General features: G+C 44.4%; 18 protein-coding genes and 1 riboswitch. Of the genes, 9 read left to right on the top strand and 9 right to left on the bottom strand.

Features of this window, described 5'->3' with window-relative positions:
• The first annotated feature begins 1 nt into the window (after nucleotide 1).
• From KNL20_RS15695 to KNL20_RS15685, 3 genes are all read left to right on the top strand, one after another.
• Nucleotides 2-2,890, top strand: coding sequence for a DEAD/DEAH box helicase (locus tag KNL20_RS15695; RefSeq protein WP_230398632.1), 2,889 nt, complete (start codon nucleotides 2-4; stop codon nucleotides 2,888-2,890).
• Between the two features lie 16 nt (nucleotides 2,891-2,906).
• Nucleotides 2,907-5,252, top strand: coding sequence for a cation-translocating P-type ATPase (locus KNL20_RS15690; protein ID WP_230398631.1), 2,346 nt, complete (start codon nucleotides 2,907-2,909; stop codon nucleotides 5,250-5,252).
• 84 nt (nucleotides 5,253-5,336) lie between these two features.
• Nucleotides 5,337-6,341 (top strand): asparaginase, encoded by a 1,005-nt coding sequence (locus KNL20_RS15685; RefSeq protein ID WP_230398630.1) that lies wholly within the window; start codon nucleotides 5,337-5,339, stop codon nucleotides 6,339-6,341.
• On the opposite strand, the gene KNL20_RS15680 is transcribed toward KNL20_RS15685, so the two are convergent.
• The gene (locus tag KNL20_RS15680; protein ID WP_230398629.1) at nucleotides 6,313-7,215 is read right to left on the bottom strand and encodes an acyltransferase domain-containing protein; all 903 of its coding nucleotides are present in this window, start codon (nucleotides 7,213-7,215) and stop codon (nucleotides 6,313-6,315) included. The two genes, KNL20_RS15685 and KNL20_RS15680, sit on opposite strands and share 29 nt — an antisense overlap.
• A 479-nt stretch (nucleotides 7,216-7,694) precedes the next feature.
• On the opposite strand from KNL20_RS15680, the gene KNL20_RS15675 reads away from it, so the two are divergent.
• Both KNL20_RS15675 and KNL20_RS15670 read left to right on the top strand, forming a co-directional pair.
• Complete coding sequence (locus KNL20_RS15675; RefSeq protein WP_230398628.1) at nucleotides 7,695-8,717, top strand: methionine ABC transporter ATP-binding protein; 1,023 nt, start codon at nucleotides 7,695-7,697, stop codon at nucleotides 8,715-8,717.
• Nucleotides 8,707-9,372, top strand: coding sequence for a methionine ABC transporter permease (locus KNL20_RS15670; protein ID WP_230398627.1), 666 nt, complete (start codon nucleotides 8,707-8,709; stop codon nucleotides 9,370-9,372). Before KNL20_RS15675 ends, KNL20_RS15670 begins: the two co-directional genes overlap by 11 nt.
• Nucleotides 9,373-9,579: 207 nt before the next feature.
• Here the strand turns inward: KNL20_RS15670 and KNL20_RS15665 are convergent, their stop codons facing one another.
• Nucleotides 9,580-10,806 (bottom strand): IS110 family RNA-guided transposase, encoded by a 1,227-nt coding sequence (locus tag KNL20_RS15665; RefSeq protein ID WP_230398026.1) that lies wholly within the window; start codon nucleotides 10,804-10,806, stop codon nucleotides 9,580-9,582.
• Nucleotides 10,807-11,172: 366 nt separating this feature from the next.
• Here KNL20_RS15665 and KNL20_RS15660 point away from each other — a divergent pair, with 366 nt between their 5' ends.
• Nucleotides 11,173-12,066 carry a MetQ/NlpA family ABC transporter substrate-binding protein gene (locus KNL20_RS15660; RefSeq protein ID WP_230398626.1) on the top strand — a complete coding sequence of 298 codons (894 nt, stop codon included), beginning with the start codon at nucleotides 11,173-11,175 and terminating at the stop codon, nucleotides 12,064-12,066.
• 145 nt (nucleotides 12,067-12,211) lie between these two features.
• On the opposite strand, the gene KNL20_RS15655 is transcribed toward KNL20_RS15660, so the two are convergent.
• Nucleotides 12,212-13,876, bottom strand: a complete 1,665-nt coding sequence (locus KNL20_RS15655; protein WP_230398625.1) for a M3 family oligoendopeptidase — start codon at nucleotides 13,874-13,876, stop codon at nucleotides 12,212-12,214.
• Nucleotides 13,877-14,048: 172 nt separating this feature from the next.
• A riboswitch (Lysine riboswitch) is annotated at nucleotides 14,049-14,237 on the top strand.
• A gap of 167 nt (nucleotides 14,238-14,404) precedes the next feature.
• On the opposite strand from KNL20_RS15655, the gene KNL20_RS16195 reads away from it, so the two are divergent.
• From KNL20_RS16195 to KNL20_RS15635, 3 genes are read left to right on the top strand one after another with little or no spacing between them, the layout of a single operon-like run.
• On the top strand, nucleotides 14,405-15,967 hold the full coding sequence (locus tag KNL20_RS16195; RefSeq protein ID WP_331468234.1) for an ABC transporter permease subunit: 1,563 nt from the start codon (nucleotides 14,405-14,407) through the stop codon (nucleotides 15,965-15,967).
• 6 nt (nucleotides 15,968-15,973) lie between these two features.
• Nucleotides 15,974-16,711 (top strand): amino acid ABC transporter ATP-binding protein, encoded by a 738-nt coding sequence (locus KNL20_RS15640; RefSeq protein ID WP_334299994.1) that lies wholly within the window; start codon nucleotides 15,974-15,976, stop codon nucleotides 16,709-16,711.
• Between the two features lie 18 nt (nucleotides 16,712-16,729).
• Complete coding sequence (locus KNL20_RS15635; protein ID WP_230398624.1) at nucleotides 16,730-17,749, top strand: lactonase family protein; 1,020 nt, start codon at nucleotides 16,730-16,732, stop codon at nucleotides 17,747-17,749.
• Nucleotides 17,750-17,751: 2 nt separating this feature from the next.
• Here the strand turns inward: KNL20_RS15635 and KNL20_RS15630 are convergent, their stop codons facing one another.
• The 6 genes from KNL20_RS15630 to fdhF are packed head-to-tail and all read right to left on the bottom strand — an operon-like array spanning nucleotide 17,752 to nucleotide 24,469.
• On the bottom strand, nucleotides 17,752-18,870 hold the full coding sequence (locus KNL20_RS15630) for a molybdopterin-guanine dinucleotide biosynthesis protein MobB (protein WP_230398623.1): 1,119 nt from the start codon (nucleotides 18,868-18,870) through the stop codon (nucleotides 17,752-17,754).
• Nucleotides 18,867-19,223, bottom strand: coding sequence for a hypothetical protein (locus KNL20_RS15625; protein ID WP_230398622.1), 357 nt, complete (start codon nucleotides 19,221-19,223; stop codon nucleotides 18,867-18,869). Before KNL20_RS15625 ends, KNL20_RS15630 begins: the two co-directional genes overlap by 4 nt.
• Nucleotides 19,220-19,891: an alkaline phosphatase family protein gene (locus KNL20_RS15620; protein WP_230398621.1), complete on the bottom strand. Its 672-nt coding sequence runs from the start codon at nucleotides 19,889-19,891 to the stop codon at nucleotides 19,220-19,222. Before KNL20_RS15620 ends, KNL20_RS15625 begins: the two co-directional genes overlap by 4 nt.
• Nucleotides 19,888-20,472, bottom strand: a complete 585-nt coding sequence (mobA, locus tag KNL20_RS15615) for a molybdenum cofactor guanylyltransferase (RefSeq protein WP_230398620.1) — start codon at nucleotides 20,470-20,472, stop codon at nucleotides 19,888-19,890. The genes KNL20_RS15620 and mobA overlap by 4 nt, the downstream gene beginning before the upstream one ends.
• Before the next feature lie 52 nt (nucleotides 20,473-20,524).
• Nucleotides 20,525-21,760, bottom strand: coding sequence for a molybdopterin molybdotransferase MoeA (locus tag KNL20_RS15610; protein WP_230398619.1), 1,236 nt, complete (start codon nucleotides 21,758-21,760; stop codon nucleotides 20,525-20,527).
• A gap of 12 nt (nucleotides 21,761-21,772) precedes the next feature.
• Nucleotides 21,773-24,469: a formate dehydrogenase subunit alpha gene (gene fdhF / locus KNL20_RS15605; protein WP_230398618.1), complete on the bottom strand. Its 2,697-nt coding sequence runs from the start codon at nucleotides 24,467-24,469 to the stop codon at nucleotides 21,773-21,775.
• Nucleotides 24,470-24,472 lie beyond the last annotated feature (3 nt).

Raw genomic sequence — 24,472 nt, 5'->3', positions numbered from 1 at the left:
AGTGGGGAAAAAGCTGATTAATTTTCATGATACCCTATTCTATAAGGGTGCAGGAGCTTCATACGGTAAACTGCTCATTAACCTCGGTATGAATATCATTTACCCAGATGAAGACGGTGAGATGAGCCTGGAACTGTCGGCCGGGCTGGATAAGAGGTACCGAATAACGGATCTGAGGGGGTTTCTCCATAATTTCGAACAGGGGAAGCCCTGGTGTTTCAGCAAAAATTTTATATTTGAGCCGGATAGAATGTATTTTTCCATGGAAGACAGGAGATTGCTGGAGTTCCTCCATGATATAAAGAGAACCGAAGAGAACCATGAGGAAGTCTCTTGCTTTTTTGGAGGCAGGGTGTGCATAGGGGAACCCTACCGGATTCGCTTTCTGGACTTGCTATGGCAGGCCAGGAATGTATTGCATGCTGTAATAGGGGGAAAGAGGCTGTACATCAAACAAGACATAAATCCGGAACTATCGGTTGCGCAGGAAAAAGAGGGAAGCATCCTAACAGTGAACTATTCTGCCGATGACGACTTTGAACCAATGGTTTCCGATTACAGTTATCTGTTTTTTTCGAAAACAAATTGTCTGGTGTATTTATCGCAGAATCGGCGGGAGCTTTTTCGGCAGCTCTATCCCTATAAAAATGAGTCATGCAGAATCAGATTTCAAATTGACGCAGACGATTTGAAGCTTTTTCGTAAGAACTTTCTCGAGGTATATGGAAAAGATATAAATATTTCATTAGACCATGAAACCAGAAAAAAACTTGAAAATATCAGGCTGGTCAGTAGGGTTTACTTTGATACAACCGTAGGAGGAATCATCTCAAAGGTGGAGTTTTGTTATGGAAAGAAGATTTTCAATCCGCTGAATCCACAGGAAAATGACAAAAGATTACGGGAATACGACAGTGAGAGGACTGTTACATCACAGATGAATGCTCTGGGTTTTCGCACCATGGGAAAACTTTATTTTCTGGATGAGGTAGATAAAATCGTGCATTTACTGACCGATAATTTGACCAGTTTGAAAAAGATTGCTGAGATTTATTATTCTCAGGACTTTAAGAAACTGTATGTAAAAAGTCCTGAGATGGCAGGGATTTCCCTTTCGGAAGACGGATCCGTCATTCATATGAATATTAATCTGGAAAACGTAAGTGATGAGGAGCTGGTGGAACTTCTGAATGCAATTAAAGCCGGAAAAAAATATTTTCGTTTGAGAAATGGCTCCATAGTCAACCTGAACGCTGCCGACAGCGGAAGATTTATTGACTTAATTAATGGACTGGGAATTGACAGTGATTCCATTCATGACGGTATATTCGAGGTTCCATCGAACCGCTGTCTGTATCTGGAAAATTACCGAAAGGAAAAGGGGCTTTCCGATGTTACGGTGGATGCACGGTTCGGCGGATTAATCCGGACTTTGTCAGGTGCATGCAGGGATAAAGACGAGAAACTGTTTCCCGGGCATCTGGAAGGGGTACTCAGGGAATATCAGATTCAGGGTGTGCGGTGGATGAAGAAATTAGCTTCTTATTCCTTTGGAGGTATATTAGCCGATGAGATGGGTCTTGGGAAAACGCTTCAGGTTCTGGCATTTCTGGCGGGGGAGGGGAAGAAAGGCATACCGAGTCTGGTAGTTGCCCCCACGTCGCTTCTTTATAACTGGAAGCAGGAGGCAGCCAGGTTCCTGCCGGAACTTAAGGTTCTTTTAATTGAAGGGTCGGGAGAAAGAAGGAGACAGCTTCTCTCTTCCTGCCTGCACTATGATTTGCTTGTAACGTCTTATACGACCCTTAAGAATGATATAGAGACATATGAAGGGATGGAATTCTCCTATGTTTTTGTGGATGAGGCACAAAATATCAAGAATCCCGAAACACTGAATGCGGGAAGTGTAAAAAAGCTGGATGCCGGATGCTGTTTTGCAATTACGGGTACACCAATAGAAAACCGCCTTCAGGAGCTTTGGTCTATCTTCGATTTTCTTATGCCGGGCTATCTCTTTTCAAGAGAAAAATTTCGAAAAGTCTATGAAGAACCGATTATGCAGGGGAAGGACGAAGGGCGGCATACAGAATTGTCTGAAGCAGTCAGACCCTTTATCTTAAGAAGAATGAAAAAGGAAGTCCTAACGGAACTTCCCGCATTGACCCAGACGAATTGTCTGACCGGGATGACGGAAAGCCAGAAGAAGTTGTATGCGGCCTGCTATAAGGATTTCAAAAGAGAGTTAAAGATTAAAATTGATCAATATGGAATAGAGCGGAGCCATATAGAGATATTAGCTGCTCTGACGAGATTAAGGCAGATCTGTGCCCATCCTGCCACATTCCTGGATAATTACAAGGGAGGAAGCGGTAAACTTGACTTTGCCATGGATATTATAGAAGAATCAGTGAGCAACGGACATAGTGTTCTGGTTTTTTCACAGTTTACCAGACTGTTGAAAATTATTGAGGCAGAGCTGATACGAAATCACGTAAATTATTACTATCTGGATGGAACGATGAAGGCGGAAGACCGGGCAATAGAGATTGATAATTTTAACAGTGATAAGGAAGCGGTATTTTTAATTTCCTTAAAAGCCGGAGGAACCGGAATTAATCTCACCAAAGCGGATATCGTCATTCAGTTTGATCCATGGTGGAATCCGGCAGTTGAATCTCAGGCCAGCGCAAGAGCCCATCGAATGGGTCAGAAAAATCCAGTACAGGTGTATCACCTGCTGACACAGGGAACCATTGAAGAGAAAATCTCCGATTTGCAGGAGCGTAAAAAAGAGCTCATTGGAAGTATACTGGAGCCGAAAAAAGGATTTACGGGAGGGCTGGACGAGGAGGATATAAGAAGTCTGCTGGATATACGAACAATCAAATAATGGGAGAAAGATAGCGATGAATATGCAACGCTTGAACAAGCCTTATACAGAAGGCTTAACAGAACAGGAAGTATTACAAAGACAAAAACAGGGGCTGGAAAACACGCCGCCTGAAAATATTACGAAAACGACGAGACAGATTATAAAGGATCATGTGTTTACAGTATTCAATGCCTTTAATCTGGCAATCGGAATCTGCCTTGCGCTTGTGGGTGCATGGGTGAATATGATATATCTGCTAATTATCCTGGCTAATATACTAATTGGTATTTTGCAGGAAATTCATGCGAAGGGGTTGGTAGAAAAGCTTTCTCTGATCGCTGCGCCGAAGGCAGTTGTGATTCGTTCTGGGGGGGAAAGTGAAATAAAGGTAGAAAATCTTGTCCTGGATGACATTACCGTACTTCGTTTGGGAAAACAAATTTGCGCCGATTCGGTTGTGGTGCATGGAGAAATTGAAGTGAATGAGTCACTTCTTACAGGAGAGTCGGAAGTAATTGTAAAAAAGCCGGGCGATACACTGCTTTCGGGCAGCTTTGTTGTCAGCGGAGAATGCCACGCCCGGGTGGAACATATAGGTGCCGATAATTTTATTTCCAAACTGGCGCTGGGTGCAAAAAAACATAAAAAGATTACCTCCGAATTGCTGCGTTCCATGAGAAAAGTTACAAAATTTACAGGCTTTTTTATTCTGCCGGTAGGAATTATCCTATTTCTTCAGGCGTATTTTATAAGAGCAAATTCGATTACACTTTCTGTAGTACTGACCGCTGCCGCACTGCTGGGTATGCTGCCAAAAGGGCTTGTCTTAATGATAAGCGTTTCACTTGCTGCCGGAGTAATTAAACTCTCAAAAAAGAATATCTTAGTGCAGGAAATGCATTGTATTGAAACACTTGCGAATGTGGATCTTCTGTGTCTTGACAAAACAGGGACTTTAACAGAGGGTAAAATGCGGGTCAACACAATTCTTCCGATTGGGAAAAATGTAATGCCGGTTTCACTGGAAGATGCAGTAAGCTATTTTACAGATACTATGGGTGACAGCAATGCCACCTTTGCTGCCCTAAAGGAACATTTCCCCACTGCAAAATCGCCATACAAGGTTTTACACAAAGTTCAGTTCTCCTCTGAGCGAAAGTGGAGTGGGGTCACATTTGAAAATTTAGGGACGATTGTGATGGGAGCTCCCGAACTTTTATCTTCCTCCGGCTCTATGCTGCCGGAAAATATCAAAGTGGAGCAGCAGGAGGGGAATCGTGTGCTATATATTGGATATACACGGGAATCACTTAAGACGGACAGCATTCCTGCTGTTAAACTGGTTGCGGCAGTGAGCTTTTGCGATCCGATTCGGGAAAATGCGAAGAAAACACTTGGCTTTTTTAAAAAGGAAGGTGTCGCAGTTAAGATTATTTCCGGCGATAATCCGTTGACTGTATCAAGTATTGCGCGGCAGGCAGGTCTTAAGGAATATGCTTCGTATATTGATATGACGTCTGTTCACACAAGTGACGAGATTACAGAGGCAGCGGGTAAATATACAATTTTCGGACGTGTTACGCCAAACCAGAAAAAAGAACTGGTAAAGGCACTTAAGGAGCAGGGACATACCGTGGCAATGACGGGAGACGGTGTGAATGATGTGCTTGCACTCAGAGAAGCGGACTGCAGCATTGCCATAGGTGCCGGAAGTGATGCAGCAAAGCAGGTATCACAACTGGTATTATTGGATTCTGATTTTTCGGATCTTCCGGAGGTTGTGATGGAGGGCAGACGTGTCATCAATAATATTACACGATCAGCGGGGGTCTTCTTTATAAAGACGATGTATTCGATGTTGCTGTCGATTATATCGATTATAACAGTCTCTCCGTTTCCCTTTATTCCAATCCAGATTACGCTGATCGATGCGGTGATAGAAGCGATGCCTGCATTCTTTTTATCCTTTGAGCCTGATGGGAAAAAACCCAGAGGAGCATTTTTGTCTAATGTAGTAAAGAAAGCATTGCCTTATTCCTTACTGATTCTGTTCTGGATTATGACCATTACCGGTCTGTTTCCGGTGATTGGCATGTCAAAAGATACGGCAAATACCATGATTTACTATTTGACTGGATTTATAACCTTGATGGCTTTGCTGGAATCCTGCAGACCCTTTCATAAAATCCGAGTATCTTTATGTGCGCTATCAGCTGTCGTGTTTTATGCAGCTACCTATTTGTTTGCTGATATTCTAAGCTTACAACGTCTGGGCATGGATGAGATTATTTTTTTCATAAGCAGCGGCATATTATGTGTGATACTTCAAAAGGTCATTGTGCGCTTCCTGGATATATTGCCGACGGCTGATCCGGCATGACGGGTATATCCGGGACATCGGAATATTCCATCGGGGTGTGGTTATATTATTTGTAACAGAAAATTTCTTAAAGGACGAGCAGAGATGAAGAAGATATTAATGTTGGGAACAGGGGGTACGATTGCCTGTAAGCGGGGAAAGGCCGGTTTAAAGCCGCTTCTCACTTCAGAGGAACTTCTTTCCTACGTGCCGGATATGGCAGGCTTATGCCGGATAGACAGTTTGCAGATACTTAATATTGACAGTACCAATATGCAGCCCGTTCACTGGCTTTTGATTGCCGAAACATTGGAAAGGCAATATGAAAACTACGATGGTTTTGTTATCTGCCATGGAACGGACACCATGGCCTACACAGCAGCGGCGCTTTCCTATCTGATCCAGAATTCCCCCAAGCCTGTTGTAATTACCGGTGCACAAAGGCCTATTGATATGGAAAATACCGACGCCCGTACCAATTTGTCAGACAGCCTGCGCTTTGCGAGCGAGGAGAAGGCACATGGGGTTAATATTGTGTTTGACGGGAAGGTTATTGCCGGTACCCGTGGGAAAAAGGAACGAAGCAAAAGCTATAATGCATTTTCCAGCATTAACTTTCCCTATATTGCTGCAATTCAGGACAATCAGGTAATTTTTTACCTGGATGATAAGGATAACTGTGTTCGTAAAGTGCAGTTTTTTCATAAAATAAATCCTCACGTGGCATTGATGAAGCTGATTCCTTCCATGGGCGCAGATGTTCTGGACTACATGGCGGAACACTATGATGCGGTAATCATTGAATCTTTTGGTGTAGGTGGCCTTCCTGCCTATGATTCCGGGGATTTTTATAAAGCTGTTGAAAAATGGACCGCACTCGGTAAAACAGTGGTCATGACGACACAGGTGACAAACGAGGGCAGCAATATGTCCATTTACGAGGTTGGACATACAATTAAAAAAGAATTTGGACTTCTGGAAGCCTATGACATGACCCTGGAAGCCACAGTGACGAAGCTTATGTGGATTCTGGGTCAGACCGGCGGGGAGAAGAACATAAGAGAAATGTTTTACAGGACGATTAACAGGGATATTTTGTGGCGGATGTAGAAAATAAAATACCATAACCGCTGCCTGGTGTTCCATCCTTTTCCAGATATTCTGCAAAAGCCCTTTTCAGGGAAGTATCTCGTGGTAAATCTGCAGGTGCTTTTCCAGCATCCTTACCAAAGATCCTCCAGGAGTCAGTAAATTCTTTACTGGTGTATCCCTGTATATAAGAAAAGTCGTCCATGAAGCTCCGTATATTTGAATGAGCAGGAAGTATTTCCTTATATCCCGGATACAGAAGCCAGGAATTGCATACAATAGGTACGGCTTTACCGGAAAAGTCCTTTTTAAAAAAATTATACGCTTTTTGGTAGGAATCCATGCGCTTCTCTTTTGAGAAAGAACCGGAAGAAGGGATGTGCATATTGATTACCTTATCTCCTTTTTTCAGGGTAAATCCATTCAGAGAATATTCATTCAGCTGAAATTCTGCATATTCATATTGCATACGTCCTAAGGCAAAACGGGCGGCCTGATAAAAAAGAGGAAACCATGTTCGTACAAAAGTACCCCATATACCATGTACCTGATGGCATTCGTTCAGCTTGTAAGTAAGGTCTGCTACAGTGTCCCAGTAAATTTCCTCTGAGATATTCTTTTCATGATAAAGTTCCAGTAATGGTTTACAGCTCAACAGTAACAGCATCATGGACATGGTATAGCTGTGAATATTCATGTCTTTTGCCAGAAAATCTGCCTGCTCAAAGGCTTTTTCAGATTGGCTATCCGTAAACACTTTGATTATAGAATCCATATGTCTGCTATATTCAGGTTTTTCCAGAATCTGTCTGTACAGTCTCTGGAAGAATTCCTGTGCTTCTTCCGGAAAGTTGATTTTATTCATAAAAGATATTAAAAATTTCTGTTCGCTCATCTGCCTGTTCTCCCTGCCCAAAGTAATGGTTCGCCCTAATCGGGTTTTGATTCTGATATTATCATAATATGGAACAAAAGATAGTACAAGCCTTTTAAGAACGAAAAGTGTAGAAAAAGATTGTAGTTTCTTCATAGAAATGTTATAATTTCACTACCAGAAAAGAATTTTATATTGACAAATGTCAGAAGAAGGGGTAAAATACGGCTCATAAAGAATCCCTAGTTTACCCATAGAGTATATGAAAGGAGCTGCCGCCATGAACCAGTTTAAAGCTATGCAGATGAATATGATCCCGATGAACAGCATGTGTATGATGATGTGCTGTATGTCAGAGTGTGCAAAAAGACGATGATGGATTTTCATTTGTATGGATAGTGCTTGGAATTGGAAGCGGCGAAAAACGCGGGATTATCAGGTCACAGGTCTGTGCAGGACTTGTGGCTTTTTGTTTTACGGGAAAGAAAGGAGACTGAAATATGCAGTCATCAGAACCGATTATACGCCTGGTCGGGCTTGGGAAATATTTTGATACTTCGAATGGTCCCATTAAGGCACTGGATGATATCAACCTGTCCATTGGGAGAGGAGAAATATATGGAATTATCGGTCTTAGCGGAGCGGGAAAGAGTACGCTGGTTCGATGCATTAACTACCTGGAGTTACCTACAGCGGGAGACGTGTTTTTTGAAAATAAAAGCCTATCCAATATGAAACCGAAGGAGCAGAGGCTGGCGAGACAGTCCATGGGCATGATTTTCCAGCAGTTTAATCTGCTAGAGCAGAGAAATGTACTTCAGAACGTCTGCTTTCCCTTGGAAATTGCCAAAAAGCCCAAGAAGGATGCTCAGAAGCGAGCGATGGAACTTCTGGAGATCGTAGGGCTTCAAGATCGGGCAAATGCTTATCCGGCTCAGTTGTCGGGGGGACAAAAGCAGAGAGTAGCCATTGCAAGGGCATTGGCGACGAATCCCAAGATTCTCCTCTGCGATGAGGCCACCAGTGCTCTGGATCCTAACACCACAAAGTCTATTCTGGATCTGCTGAGACAAATTAACAAAACCATGGGGGTTACAGTGGTAGTTATTACCCATGAGATGGCTGTAATAGAAGCTATTTGCGACAAGGTTGCTATTATTGACCAGAGCCATATTGCAGAAGAAGGTTCTGTGGCTCAGATATTTTCCAATCCGAAATCCAAAATTGGAAGGCAGCTTATCCTTGGAGATGCGGCCGGTCAGGTTATCCGGTTCAGGAATTCCAGACAGATTAGAATCTCTTTTGACGGACGTTCTTCTTTTGAACCTGTTTTGGCCAACCTTATTTTAACATGTAAGGTTCCGGTTAACATTATACATGCGGAGACAAGGGACATTAACGGAACCGCAATGGGACAGATGGTTATCCAGCTTCCTGAAAATGAAGGGGATCAAGGCAAGGTACTGAGCTACCTTCATACATCCGAAATACCATATGAGGAGGTGAAAAGTTATGACCTTTGATAACGAAACAGTACAGATGCTTCTGGTAGGAACGCTAGACTCCTTGAAGATGATATCTATCTCTTCTTTTCTGGCTTATCTGATTGGATTGCCCCTCGGCATTATCCTTACAGTTATGGATAAAGACGGTATTTATCCTGTTCCATGGATTCATAAGCCTTTAGGAATGATTGTAAATCTGATTCGTTCTATACCGTTTATTATCTTTATAGTAATGATGATTCCGGTAACGAGGGTATTGATTGGCACCTCTTTAGGGGTAAAGGGTGTAATCCCGCCCCTGACTTTAGCTTCTGCGCCCTACGTGGCCAGAGTTGTGGAATCCTCCTTCCGGGAGGTGGACAGCGGTGTGATTGAAGCAGCAAAGTCCATGGGGGCTTCTACCTTTCAGATTATATGGAAAGTCCTTCTTCCCGAGGCAAAACCATCCCTGATTACGGGAGCGGTGCTGTCCGTGACTACAATTTTAGCTTATTCTGCCATGACAGGCGCTGTAGGCGGAGGCGGACTTGGGGATATTGCTATCCGATATGGATATTACCGGTATCAGACGGAAATGATGCTTATTACGGTGATTATTCTGGTTATTATTGTTCAGATTATACAAGAAGTGGGAATGAAAATATCCAGGAGCAGTGACAAACGAATCAAGTAGGAATTGCCTGATATATCAAGGCGTTACTATAGAACAATTAACCACACAGAAGTTTTGATAAGTCCAGCGGTGTGATGTCAAGTGGGAAATGAAATAAAATCATATATTTTTGACCTATTTCTCAAAAAACAAAAAAAGTCCACCTAAGCCCTGTCGACCAAGTTAAAAAAATGAGCAGGGCCTACCCTAATCAGCAGATAGATCGCTCTATTCTGCTGGGCGATATAGGCGGTTGTCTTTCAGTAGCGTAAAGACTAACCGCACAAATTTACGGGCAGTTAATGCGAGTGCACGTTTGTGTTGATATCTGTTCACCTCTTTGTACTTTTGGTGATAAAAAGCTTTGTACTCCTTGTCGCATCTTACAAGAGAGAATGCAGCTTCACACAGATAATACTTTAAAAATCGGTTACCAGACCTGATGAGCCTTGTGTTTTGTGCTTCAAAATCACCAGACTGGTGCTGAGTCCAGGCAAGACCTGCATATTTCGCAAGCTGCGCCTGATTTTCAAAACGGTTGATATCTCCAATCTCTGCCATGATACCGGCAGAATAAACGGGACCGATTCCAGGTATAGATATCAATACGTTTTGAAGGAGTTCCATTTGAGCAGAGATTGCTTTATCGAACTCTTTGATTTGCGCTTCCAATGCCTTTATGGAGGTTATGGATATGGAAAGTACCTGATTTACAGAGTCATTTACCGTCTTGGGTAAACGGTAGGAACTCCGGGCAGCTTTCTGAATGGCTTTGGCTACCGCATCGGGATCTGGAAAGCGGTTCTTTCCTTTTTCCATGATAAAAGCGGTCAGTTCATGTAAGTCCATATATGCCAGTGCTTCTGCGGATTCAAATTCATCGTAGACAGCAAGGGCGGTCGTACTGAAGGTATCTGAAAATACCTTCTCCTGTGTCATGGTTGAATACTTCTTAAACAGCACATTCATAAACCGTTGCTTTTCTTTGATGAGGTTGCAGACGGTAAAGTATCGTGCGCGTGTGAGGTTTTGGAGAGCTTTGTAGTGATAATCTCCTATGTATACCTCTTTGTTGATTCTTCCAAAACGCAGGCAGTCAGCAATGACAAAAGAGTCCACATAATCATTCTTTGGCAGGTCATTATAAGCATCCTTAAACTTTTTAACCTGCTTGGGGTTGAGGACATGAATCTTTCTGTTAAAGGATGCAAGAGATGCATCTTCCCTTAAGAAATACACGAGATTGTCACCATAGACAGATGTTGATTCGAGACCTATGAGGACGGTGTCAAGGGACTGAGAATTTAAAGCAGAACAGATTCTTTTTACCAACTGAACAGAACCATCCTGTGAGTTAGCAACTGAGAAGTTACTATGTTTGTTACCATCAGGCAGCATAAAATAAACGACATTGGATTTGCTGCTTACATCAATTCCGACGTAAAGTGGGTTCATAAAATCACCTTCTTTCGTAGTAAGATTTCAGTGTTCAATCGGCTTGGTAAAACCCATGATCATGGAGCATCGACACCCTCGCATATAAGAATCCAGCTTAAGATGGACAGATGCGAAACCACACTGCCAGATGGTCGTCCATGTACTTAAGCAAACAGCCAGCCGGTTTGAAGCTAACTTCCATGTCAGGGGAACAGACTTATTATGAAGCAACCATTACTGGTTCAACAGGAGAAAAAAGAACTATTACCTGATTGACACTAAGACAATTATATCATGGGCTTAACTAAGCCGATTGAACAAAATTTATTTAGTTATCAAGGTACTATTAAGTATCTAAAATATATTATACGAGGAGGAAAAATTATGAAGAAATCTCTGTATTTACTCACAGCAGCAGTTTTAGCAGCAGGTGCGCTGACAGCATGCGGATCCAAGGCAGATTCCACCATAAACGGATCGGAACCTGCAGCAGAATCAAAAGCGGATTCTACGGCTGAACAATCTAAATCCGGGGAAGATTCCGCAGATTTGGAGGATATTATTGTGGGAGCTACTCCCTCACCTCATGCGGAGGTTCTGGAAGCCGTAAAGGATTTGTTAAAGGAAAAAGGATATAATCTGATAGTGAAAGAGTATACGGACTATGTACAGCCGAATCTTGCGCTTGATTCCGGAGACCTGGATGCAAATTACTTCCAGCACAAACCATATTTGGATCAATTTAACGAGGAAAATAAAACCAGTCTGGTAAGTGCGGCTGCCATTCACTATGAGCCATTTGGCATCTATGCAGGAAAGACCTCTTCTCTGGAAGAGCTTAAGGATGGAGCCAAAATTGCAGTTCCAAACGATGTTTCCAATGAAGCAAGAGCCCTTCTCTTACTGGCGGACAAAGGACTGATCGGTCTGAAGGATGGTGTAGAGATGGATGCAACGAAGAATGACATTGTAAAGAACGACAAGAACTTTGAAATTATCGAAGTTGAGGCTGCGCAGCTTCCCCGATCACTGCCAGATGTGGATGTAGCGGTCATTAATGGAAACTATGCGATTGAGGCTGGATTTAAGGTATCCGACGCTCTGGCTACAGAAGACGCAGACTCTATTGCAGCGACGACATATGCGAATATCGTAGCAGTACGCTCGGGAGAAGAGAACAGCGAGAAGACAAAAGCGCTCGTTGAAGCTCTGACCAGTGATACCGTGAAGAAGTTCATGGAAGATAAGTATGAGGGAGCTGTAGTTCCCTCCTTCTAAGAGCTAAAACCGTGATTTGATAAAGAAAATATAAGAAGCCCCATCGTTCTGGAATTTTATTGGGACGCTGGGGCTTCTACACATAGGAACAGATGTGTCCACAACCGGTTTTTGCAGCCGGCACAAGGCACATCTGTTTGTTTTTTCAGACATCCAGTTTCTTCACAACATATTTCAGGCATCCGTCTTCAAACGGACTGATAAGTCCGGCTTCTCCCACAAGATTTGTAAAGAAGTCGGAAGCGGACAGACGGCAGAGCTTCAGGTAACTTGCCCAGGCTGCCTTATAGTCCTGATCCATCCAAGCCTTGTACTGCAAGGCATTTACACCGGCAATGCAGTAGTCGATATAGTAAAGCGGGCTGTCATAGATATGGTGTTTGTTCTGCCAGAAACCGCCGTTTTCATAATAAGGGTTTCCTTCATAATTCAAGTGTGGTTTGTACTGTCTTTCCAGGTCCCGCCATGCAGCATTTCGCTGTTTTGGAGTTAAGCCGGGGTTGTCATAACAGATATCCTGAAATTCATCTACCATCGTGCCATAAGGAATAAAGAGGATGGAATCCTCAAAATGCATGTCGACATAATTTTTTGCGCGATCACCAAAGATGAGGTTCATCCAGGGTTCGGTGAAAAATTCCATGGACATGGAATGAGTCTCGGCGGTCTCCATGGTGATATCTGCATGTTCGCGAACAGGGTCACCTGCAACCAGCCAGCCCTGGAATGCGTGACCGCATTCGTGAGTGATAACATCGGCATCTCCGCTGGTTCCATTGAAATTTGCAAAGATGAACGGAGACTTGTAATCCGGAAGATAAGTCATGTAGCCACCGGTTTTCTTTGTCTTTCTTCCCAGAACATCAAAAAGCCCGTTCTCACACATAAAGTTCATGAAGGCGCCTGTTTCCGGAGAGAGTTCGTTGTACATCTTTTGCCCGGCAGCAAGAATCTCTTCCGGCGTTTTGACCGGTGCTGCATTTCCGGTTTTGGAATATATATTTTCATCAAAATAACGCAGGGAATCTAAACCAAGGCGTTGCCTGCGTCTTTCCTGTAGTTTTTCTGCAAACGGAACCAGCTCTTGTTTTACCTGCTTACGAAATTCCTGAATATCCCCGCGCCCATAGCAGTTCCGATTCATTCGGAAATATCCGAGAGTAAGGTAATTTTCATAGTCCAGCTTTTGCGCCTGTGCTGTACGATTTTTCACCAGGCGGTCATAGATATCATCAAATTCCTCCTGATTTTGAACAAAGAAATCGGAATACTTCTGCCATGCCTGTATACGAATATTTCGATTATTACTCCGGAGGTGGGGAGTCATTAAAGAAAGATTCAGTGTTTCTCCATTCCAGTCGATTTTGGCGGAAGCGAGAAGTTTATTGTATCTGGTTTGAAGTGCATTTTCTTCCTGCATAAGAGGCAATATCTTTTCATCAATTGACTTTATGGCCAGCTCAATGTTTTTAAAGGCAACCGGTCCGATCTTCTTCTCCAGATAAGGACGGTATTGTGATTCATAGAGCATTTTTTGATAACGGACGATAAGATTTTTGAATACCGGCATATTTGCATCATAATAATCCTGTTCGGCACTGTAAAATTCATCCGTCATATCGATGTCATGCCGGATTTCCGCAAGAGTAATTTCTGTCATGGCATGCTCGGTCAGCTTGTAATATTTTTTGTGAACTTCAAACTGTGCTTCTCCGGATGATGCTTTGGAAAAAGAGTCGTAAAGCCCGGAAAAGTCCTTTTTTAATTTTTCAAAATCAACCCTTTGATAGGGCATATCGGAAAACTTCATGTTCAGATCCTCCTTTGATTTTTGCATGGCTGATACCTGTGTATTTTGTTGTATCATAGTATGAGTATAACATTTCTGGCGGACTTTAGCCATGCAACTTTAAAAATACCTCTTGACAAAGGGGAAATAAAATCATAAGATTTAAAAAAATGAATATATGAGACACCTCAGTGTGTGAGGTAGAGGTTGCGAGGTTTATTAACTCTGTGGAGTGAAGAGACATGTAGAAGCAGAACTAGGAAACATCGCCGAAATCGGAGGATATCTCTTTTGTCATCCGGTTGGGACATAAGCTAACAGCTTATGGACTGTCTTAGTTTACGCGGCCATCGTGGAAAAACTAAGTTGCGCTATGTTTTACAGATAGGTGAAGATGAAGTATGCGCTTTTGGTTTTCCAAAGAGCGCTTTTTTATACCAAAGTATGCAAGGAAAGCTGCCGGTGGCAGGTTTTCTGTATGCCAAAGTATGCAAGGAAAGCTGCCGGTGGCAGGTTTTCTGTACTAGCCCAAAAGATAAGGAGAAGAGAATGAGGAAGAAAATATTGGTTCTGCCATTGGTACTTATGTTAATCCTGGCAGGTATGCTGGGCTTGACGGCAAGTGTGCAGGCGGAGGAAACAGAGCAAAAAGAGTTTCGTGTAGGCATGGAAGCGGGATATGCACCGTTTAACTGGACGCAGAATACGGATGAGAATGGGGCGGTACCCATTCAGGGAGATAAATCATATGCAGGCGGCTATGATGTTGAAATCGCAAAGCTCATTGCCGGAAAGCTGGGACGCAAACTGGTTATCGTAAAGACGGAGTGGGACGGCCTGCCGCCGGCGCTGCAGTCCGGTAAGATCGATGCGATTATCGCAGGTATGTCACCGACGGAGGAAAGAAAAAAGCAAATTGACTTTACAGATGTGTATTATGAATCCAATCTGGTCATGGTTATCCGGTCAGACAGCGGGTATGCAGATGCAAAAAGCCTGGCTGATTTTGCAGACGCAAAGGTTACGGCACAGCTCAATACCTTTCACTATTCAGTGATTGATCAGATTCCGGATGTAAAGAAGCAGGAAGCGATGGATAATTTTCCTGCAATGCGGGTAGCATTGGAGTCAGGGACGATTGATGCCTATGTCAGTGAAAAACCGGAGGGTGTTACGGCAGAGACTGTAAATCCCAAATTAAAGATGATAGAGTTTTCAAAAGAAAATGGGTTTCAGACAAGCCTTACGGATACGGCAGTTTCCATCGGTATGCGTAAAGGAGATCCGGACATCCGTACAATCAATGAAATTCTGGCGGGAATTTCAAAGGACGAACGAGTAGAGATTATGGATGAAGCGATTCAAAATCAACCATCTGCTAAAGGGGAGTCCGATCGTCCAATGGTTAGAATTTTAAAGCAGAATGGAAGGATGTTCCTGCGCGGCACAGGAATGACGATGTTTCTGGCTCTGGCCGGCACTGCTCTGGGCGGTGTAATCGGTCTTTTGGTCGGGGTATACCGTACGATGCCAGTAGCAGAGAAAAGATGGAAGAGGATTTTTCAAAAATTATTTGACTGGCTTTTGAATGTCTATGTAGAGGTGTTTAGAGGAACCCCGATGATTGTCCAGTCTGCCATGTTCTACTATGGAACCGCATTGCTGTTTGGTTTTGATTTAAATCGTACAGCAGTTGCGCTTTTCATTGTTTCAATTAATACGGGTGCTTATATGGCAGAGATTGTCCGCGGTGGGATTTTCGCAGTTGACAAAGGTCAGTTTGAAGCGGCCCAGGCCATTGGTATGACGCACACACAGACGATGCGTAAGGTCGTAATTCCGCAGGTGCTGCGGAATATTCTTCCTGCAACAGGAAACGAATTTGTCATTAACATTAAAGATACTTCTGTCTTAAGCATCATCTCTGTAACGGAGCTGTTCTTTCAGGGGAAATCAGCAGCCGGCGCAAACTATATGTTTTTCCAGACTTATTTTATCATCTGCGTTATTTACTTTATCCTGACCTTTAGCGTGACAAGAATTCTGCGTCTGGTGGAGAAGAAGATGGATGGGCCGAAAGACTATGTACCGCTTACGGCAGAAGAAGAGTAGGAGGAATTGGAAATGTCAGAAATCATCAGGATAGAACATTTGAAAAAGAGCTTTGGCCAGAATGATGTATTGAGAGATATTGATCTTACCGTTCGTAAAGGTGAGGTGGTATCTATTATCGGTTCATCGGGCTCAGGGAAATCAACGTTGCTTCGATGCATCAATCTTCTGGAAAAACCGGATGACGGAAGGATATATTATAAAGGCGAGAACGTATTGGAGCCTGACTATAATCTGCCCGAATACCGGACGCATCTGGGTATGGTGTTTCAGCAGTTCAACCTGTTTAACAATATGAATGCGCTGGAAAACTGTATGACCGGTCAGGTTACTGTTCTAAAAAAATCACGGGAAGAGGCCAGACAGACGGCGCTTGCAAATTTAAAAAAGGTCGGTATGGAAAGGTTTATCGATGCAAAGCCTTCCCAGCTTTCCGGGGGACAGAAGCAGCGTGTGGCAATCGGACGAGCATTGTCCATGAATCCGGATGTGATGCTGTTTGACGAACCTACATCAGCGCTTGATCCGGAGATGGTAGGGGAAGTATTGAAAACCATGAAGAACTTGGCACATACTGGTCTTACGATGATTGTAGTCACCCATGAAATGGCATTTGCCAGAGATGTTTCCGACCGGGTAATATTCATGGACAAGGGTGTAATCGCAGAGGAAGGCACAGCGGAGGACATTTTTGTGAATCCGAAAGAAGAACGGACGAAGACATTCCTTGGCAGAATCCTATAATGAAAGGGGAAGCGTGTTATGAAATACGATTTTTTTACAGGATCCTATGGTGACCGGGGTGAGGAGGGTATCTGTAAATTCTGCTTTGATTCTAAAAAAGGTGAGTTGAGAAAAGTATCGGGATACAGCGGGATTTATCATCCTTCATGGGTATGCTTTAACAGGAAGGATTCAATTCTATATGCGGTACAGGAAGAGACACCGGCAGGTGCTATGCAGATACTTCGGGTTGTGGATAAGGGGTTTAAAAGAATTCAGATATGCGATTCGGATGGTGCTGACCCTTGTCACTTAAGCATGAGCGAGGAGGGGGATAGTTTGTTTCTGTCAAACTACAGCAGCGGCTCTTTGGTTGCTTACCGGCTTGATCCGAATGGATTGCCTGCCGGCAAAGCGGACCAGGTTCAACATTATGGAAAGGGGATTGATTTAGAAAGACAGGAGGCGCCACATGTACATTCCTGTGTGGAACATAAGGGAATGATTTATGCGTCAGATCTTGGTTTGGATCAGGTGTTTATCTATGGGTTGAATAAGAAAACCCACCGGATAGAAGATACCGGAAACAGAATTCATGTATCCCCCGGAGCCGGGCCGCGCCATCTGGAATTCTATTCAGGAGAGCAAAGTGCGCTGTACGTGTTGTGTGAGATGGGCAACAGTATCTCGGTATTTTGGAACCGGGGAAATACATATGAATGCATACAGAATATCTCCACGCTTCCTGCCGGCTTTGCCGGAATGAATACAGCCGCAGCGATACACAGATCCGGAAAGCTTTTATTTGCAAGCAATCGTGGACATGACAGTATAGCCATGTATGAGATTAAAAATGCGGGAGAATTGGACCTTTTGGATATAGTCCCGACAGGTGGAAAAATTCCACGTGACTTTGCGGTTTTCGATGCGTATCTTATTGCCGCCAACCAGGAATCTGATTGCTTAAGTGTTCTTCGGATTGATGAAGAAAGAAAAGCGCTGGAACTGACGGATATAAAAGCAGAAACTGTGAGGCCTACCTGTATCTGCAGATGTTAACTTCAGGAAAGACCGTGTAATTTTTCTTTGCAGACTTCCAGAACTTTCTGGTAGATTTCTTCCCGGTTCTCTTTCGTCACTTCGAAAACCATAACATCACCCCGGGCTTTGACTTCCTCTATAACAGGACTTTCAACTTTCTGCAGGACACCAAGTACTGCCGGCTTTTTATCAAGACACCGGAAAATCATACGTTGGAATCCTGCAGCCTCCTGCTCGAATTTTCCGATTTCATCCATCAGCATCCAATCATCGGTCTTCAAAGATTCTGTAAGAATCCGAACCCCAAGTGTTTCGAATGTTTCGGTCAGCGGAAGACTCTTTTTCTCCTCCATACGGATGCAAATCGGATTGTCGTTTTCATAAGTGGGCAATTCGCAAAGTCCATGAAGATAAAATCCTTTCCGCTGACCGTGAATCAAAAGAGGCAGGGTCTGATAACCAGTTGGCTTTAATTCCAGTTCAGAGATTACACGGTTTAAAATTGTGGATTTTCCAACTTGTTTTTCTCCGGTTAGAAATATATGCCTTGGAGCATTTTTTTTCATCTGGCATTTCTTTTCTGCTTTATGGCAGCCGCACTGACAAAAGGCAGAGACCTCGCCCGGGGTTTTTAAAACCGGAATCGGAAATTGGGTATCCGGCAGGGATTCAAGTAAATCAGCTACGGCGGCTGGGTCACTTCGTATATTTCGTACCGGGAGATCTCCAAAAGTTTCTTTGCTTTCTCCAATACGCCCGCTGATTGCAAAGGTGTATGCATTGATGCGTGGCTCGGCATCTTCCCTGTGATGTGCACAGACAATCCTGGGAACACCGGCTTCGTAATCGCCTTCGGCCAGGAGAATATCCACATCGAATAGGGGGAAAAAGGTATTATCATCCATTCCATAGGGATAGATCAGATTCATCTCATGCTTTCCCTTGATGCCAATTATATCAGCTCCGGCCTTTTTATGGCGGTCAGTATTACTTCCTTCCTGATCCAATGTAAAATCAGGACAGAATACGGTCTTTACGGTACCCACCCGATATCCTCGTTTTTTCAACTCTTTTATAAGTTCCGTAACAACGGTTGTTTTACCGGATTTACGGATACCCACCACACTACAGACTTTCAACTTTCAACCTCCACAAATTCTATTCCAATGATATTTTTACACCAGCGTCTTCCGGCCGGGTCACGCTCTGCGATCAGGCGATACTGCTTTGACTGTGTTTTTGAGCAGAGAGGGATTCCGTTCCTGGTATCTGCCAGAATAATCTGGTTCCCCGGAGAAGCATTCAGAATTTCTCTGACCGGAATTGCAGCTATGAAACCGTCATATGATTCGAATTCAACCTGAAGTATACCATTCCAATTATCTTTCAGATGGCGGACTTCATAACCGGAGTATTCTTCTGCCAACAGCTGCCCGTGCTTTATTCTCTTTGCCACAATCGTAATGCGTGGCCATGTATTTGAAATATTCACCGATATTCTCCCCATATTGCAAGCATATCCTCTTCACAGTCCGTTCCATGGCTACCTTTACCCTCTTGAGGATGCAGCCCGTGATCACTGATAAGCAATACCTTTCCCGGAAATGCAGCACTGATTCCGGAAATCATCCGGTCTGTTTTTGCTATCTGCAGTAAGGTCTGCCCGGCGTAGGGACCATAGGCATGTCCACAGTCATCAATCTGATGAAGATGTGCAAAGATAAACCTGGTTCCCTGATCAAGTTCCTGCTGTGCCGATTGACAGATCCATTTATCGCACCCCTGTCCATCCCGGTCTGTATGTAGTTTTGGACGGGATTTGGTTTTTATAATCACACTGTCACCCTCCAGCCATGCAAAAGATGATGTTACCTGTTCAAAAATTGTGGGTTTGTCAAGCCTCCTTACACTGCGGTCATAGACACCGTGTACTTCGGGAAGCAACCCGGTCAGCATCGTTGCCAGTGCAGGGTTTGTGAGCGGCGGATAAACACTGCCTACAGGAAATATCTGAAAGCGGGCATCTATCTGTGGTGTATATCCCAACTTCCGGGCCTGCTCGTACATCCGATATCCGAGTCCATCCAAGTACCAGACAAGCAGAGGCCCGGATTCCAGGCAATCCATCATCCTTCCGAAAAATTTATTCAGCATTTTCATTCACATTCACGCTTCCTTAAGGATTCATATTCCTGTTGCGTATTAATATTATCCAGATACTTTTCAGAAAAGCCAAGATCCTCCAGATCCACATATACAGTTTTTACATGATCAAACAGCAGCCGAATTTTGTGAATTTCTTTTTTGCGCATTTCTTCAAATGCGGGAAGCAATGTTTTTTTATAGATTCCGCAAAGCGGATGAATTCGTCCTTCTGATGTAAGTATCAGGCAATCCTCCATGCCGCTTAGCCGTTGTTCCATTGCCTGCAGCAAAGAAGGTTTAAGCAGAGGCATATCGGTTGCCAGAATTATACAATATGAATTCTTTACGTGGCGCAGGAGCTGATAAATTCCTTCTACCGGGCCGTAGTCTTTCTTTTCGTCCACGGCAAGAGAATATGGAAGGCCAGGGTATTTTTCGGGGTCATCCACAGAAATCCAGAGATCCTTATATCCACTGCATATTCGGACTGTATGCTCCAGGAAAGACTCATTTCCAATCGGAAGATATGCTTTATTATGTCCCATCCGGGAACTTTTTCCTCCCGCCAGAATCCCTACACTGATTTCTCTTTTCATCTCTTTTCTCCTGGTATATCGATTTGCAAATAGCTTAATGGTATTACAGCTGTCAGCGGTCGAAAATACGGTATGCTTTGATGATGCTTCCCCTGGGAAGCGATGGGCTTCCGGCTTCAATTTCGCCCAGAATTTCACAGTCCCGGAGAGGATTCAACATACCATTTCCCTGCTTTTTTGCGAAGACAATCCACGCCTCACCATCCAGAATTTCCAGTGTGCCGGGGATCATCCTGCGTGACGGACTCTTTTTTGGAAATTCTTCTGCTGTTTTTACAAGCAGTTCTTTTGTCTGATAGTTCTTCATTCCCGACATTTTACGAATCAGCGGCCGTCCGAACAGAAGCAGGGATACGGCAGCAGCAGATGGGTTTCCGGAAAGTGCCAGAATAGGTTTTCCCTGATATAGGGCAGCAATAAACGCCATACCCGGCTTCAGGCGAACCTTCCAGAACAGAATTTCCGCACCAATCTGTATAAGTGCTTCTTTGAGGAGGTCATAATCACCAACGGAAACACCTCCGGTAGTAATCAGCAAATCGTTTGCGGTAAGCGATTCTTTTATATTGGCAGCAATTTCCCCGGCATCGTCTTTTACAATTCCAACCATCCGGGCCATTACATTCCACTGCTCGAGATATGCATGAATTGTATAGATACTACTGTTACGGATTTTCCCCGGAGTGAGTGCTTCTCCTACACCCACAAGCTCATCTCCTGTGCTTAGAACAGCCGCCGTGAGCCTTCTGTAGACCCGGACTGTCCTGTGACCGAGTCCGGCCAGAAGTCCGACGAGAGCGGGGGAGAGCAGCCTGCCTTTTTCTATGACCAGTTCTCCTTCTTTTACATCTTCCCCGACGGGTACGATATTACTTCCTTCTTTAGACGGTGCAGATATTGTGACTGTGTCTTTTGTAAAGAGAGTATCTTCAAATTTAACGATAGCGGTTGCACCTTCCGGGACAGGAGCGCCGGTCAGGATTTTGACGGCTTCTCCCTCCCGGATTTCCCTTGACGCAGTGCTGCCCGCCGGCACTTCCTGGATGACAGACAACTGCACCGGAGCTTCTTTGGAAGCTCCGGCGATATCTGCAGCGCGTAATGCATATCCATCATAAGGAGAGCGATGAAACGGTGGGATGTTCTCGCCGGAAATGATGTTCACGGCAAGCACACGCCCACTTGATTCTTCGATGGGGATTATTTCCTCCGATACACGGTCAACGTGTGGCAGCAACAGCTGCAGACCTTCTTCTAAGGTCACCTTTTCAGGATATGTACACATCATCTGCCTCCGGTGTCATGCTTTTTCAATATGAATGGCACAAACTTTGTATTCAGGTATTTTGGCATATTTGTCCAGTGCCGGATTTGTCAGCCAGTTACAGTTTCCGTCAGGAAAGTGAAATGGCATCCAGGTTTCGCCTTGTGATACCTTTCTCCCGACTCGTGCGGTAGATTCAATCTGTCCTCGTCTGGAGGATACTTTAACCTTATCACCGGTTTTGATGCCAAGAGCGTTTGCATCCTTAAAGTTCATCTCAATAAAAGAGCTTCCTTCAATCTCCATCAGACCCGGGGTCTTTCCGGTCATGGCTCTTGTTGTATAATGATATAAGATACGTCCGGTCATCAGTATGATTGGATAATCGTCATCCGGAAGCTCAGCAGAAGGTACGTATTCTGCCGGATAGAACCAGCCCAGTCCTCTGGAGAATTTTCCAACGTGCATGATTGGTGTACCGGGATGCTCTTTTGTCGGACACGGCCACTGAAGTGTTTCTCCTGCATCCAGACGCGCGTGACTGATTCCGCCAAAGCTTGGAGTCAGAGATGCAATTTCATCCATAACCTGCGCCGGGGTCAGATAAGGCTGCTGATAGCCCATCCGATTCATGATATCGATAAAGATATCAATATCTGACCGTGCTTCTCCTGGCGGGGCAACTGCTTTTCGGACTCTTTGCACCCGGCGTTCTGTATTCGTAAAGGTGCCTTCTTTTTCCGCATAGCTAATACCCGGAAGGATAACATCCGCATACCTGGCGGTTTCTGTCATAAACAATTCATTGAGTACCACAAAATCCAGCGATTCAAAAGCCTTTATGATGTGAGCAGTGTCCGGGTCGGTTACAATCGGATCCTCTCCAAAGATATAAAGGCCTTTTAATTCGCCCTGAATTGCCTTTGGCCAGACCTCCGTCGCATGCAGTCCCTGCTTTGTGCTGAGCTTCGTTCCCCAGGCTTTTTCGAATTTTTCGATGACTTCCGGATTGGAGACTTTCTGATAACCGGGGAAATCGCCCGGTAATGCGCCCATATCGCATGCTCCCTGCACATTATTCTGCCCACGCAGTGGGTTTACACCACAGCCTTCCCTTCCAAGCTTTCCTACCAACATTGCCATGTTGGACATGGACATAACACCTTCTGTGCCGGTAGAATGCTCGGTGACCCCCAGACAGTAAATAATTGGAGCCTTGTCGGCTTTTGCATACATAATGGCAGCTTTTCTTAAGTCATTGGGATCGATATGGCAGATTTCTCCGACCTTTTCAGGGGTGTAATCTTTTACAATTTCTTTTATTTTTTCATAGCCTTCGGTTCGCTCTTCGATGAACTTCATATCCTGAAGGCCTTCCTCGATAATAACGTGCATGATGCCGTTTGCAAATGCCACATTGGTTCCGGGACGAAGTTTCAGGTGGACATCGGCATGCTTGGCAAGATTGATATCGCGCGGGTCTGCTACAATCAGCTTACATCCCCGCTGCACAGCCTGGCGGATCTGCATGCCTACTACCGGATGTGCTTCTTCCGGGTTGGAGCCGACCAGCATAATCACATCAGGATTTCGGGTAATATCCTCGATTGGATTTGTCATGGCACCAGAGCCCAAGGTCATTGCAAGACCGGCTACGGATGCGGAGTGACAGACACGTGCGCAGTTATCTACATTATTGGTACCAAATGCACATCGTACCAGCTTCTGCATCATATAAATATCTTCATTTGGAGATCGTGAACAGGCAAATCCGGCCAGGGCATCTGATCCATACTTCTTTTTAATCTCCATAAATTTAGAAGCAACCAGATCAAGGGCCTCATCCCAGGAAGCACGTTCGAACGCACCCGTCTCTTTATTCTTAATCAGTGGGTATTTCAGACGCTCTGGTGAATGAACAAAGTCGAAGGAGCCGGAACGGCCTTTGACACATAAAAGCCCCTTGTTTGAAGGTCCGTCTGCGGCTTCGGTGTCGACGATTTTTCCGTCCTTTACAAGCAGGTAGTACTGACATCCGGTTGCACAGTGCGGACAGGTGGTGAGTACTTTTTTCTCAATCTGCCAGGGGCGGTATTCTTTTTGCCGCTTCATCGTCAGAGCCCCTGTCGGACAGGCTGCCACGCAGTTTCCGCAGGACTCACAGGAACTGTTTCTCCAGTCCACCCCAAATGGTGTGGAAATCACGGATTCAAAACCACGTCCTGCGGTATCGATTGCACCCCTGCCAACAACCTGGCTGCAAGTGTTAACACAACGGTGGCAGAGAATACAAAGATTCGGATTATAGGTAAAAAATGGGTTGGAATCATCAATCGGAAGCTCCGTCATCTCTCCTTCGCAGGTGGTCTTCTCCACGCCGTATTCATAGCAGTAATCCTGTAACTTGCAGCTGCCGTTTGATGCACAGGAAAAGCAATCTGTTTTATGATTGGAAAGCAGAAGATCCAAAACCCCTTTTCTGGATGCAGTCACTTTCTCGCTTTTGGTCTGAATGATATCGCCTTCCGAAATATGTGCGGAACAGGCTGTATCCAGCTTGCTGCGTCCGCGGCTTTCAATCTCTACCATACACATCCGGCAGGAGCCGTCAGGCATCAGGCCTTTCATATAACATAATGTAGGAATTGTGATACCCGCTGTTTCAGCAGCCTGTAAGATGGTGGTACCTTTCTCCGCCTCTACAGGAATTCCATCGATTATTGCATGAATCATGAT

The sequence above is a fragment of the Novisyntrophococcus fermenticellae genome (assembly GCF_018866245.1).
GTDB classification, from domain to species: Bacteria; Bacillota; Clostridia; order Lachnospirales; family Lachnospiraceae; genus Novisyntrophococcus; species Novisyntrophococcus fermenticellae.
This window is presented reverse-complemented; position numbering and strand designations above follow the sequence as displayed.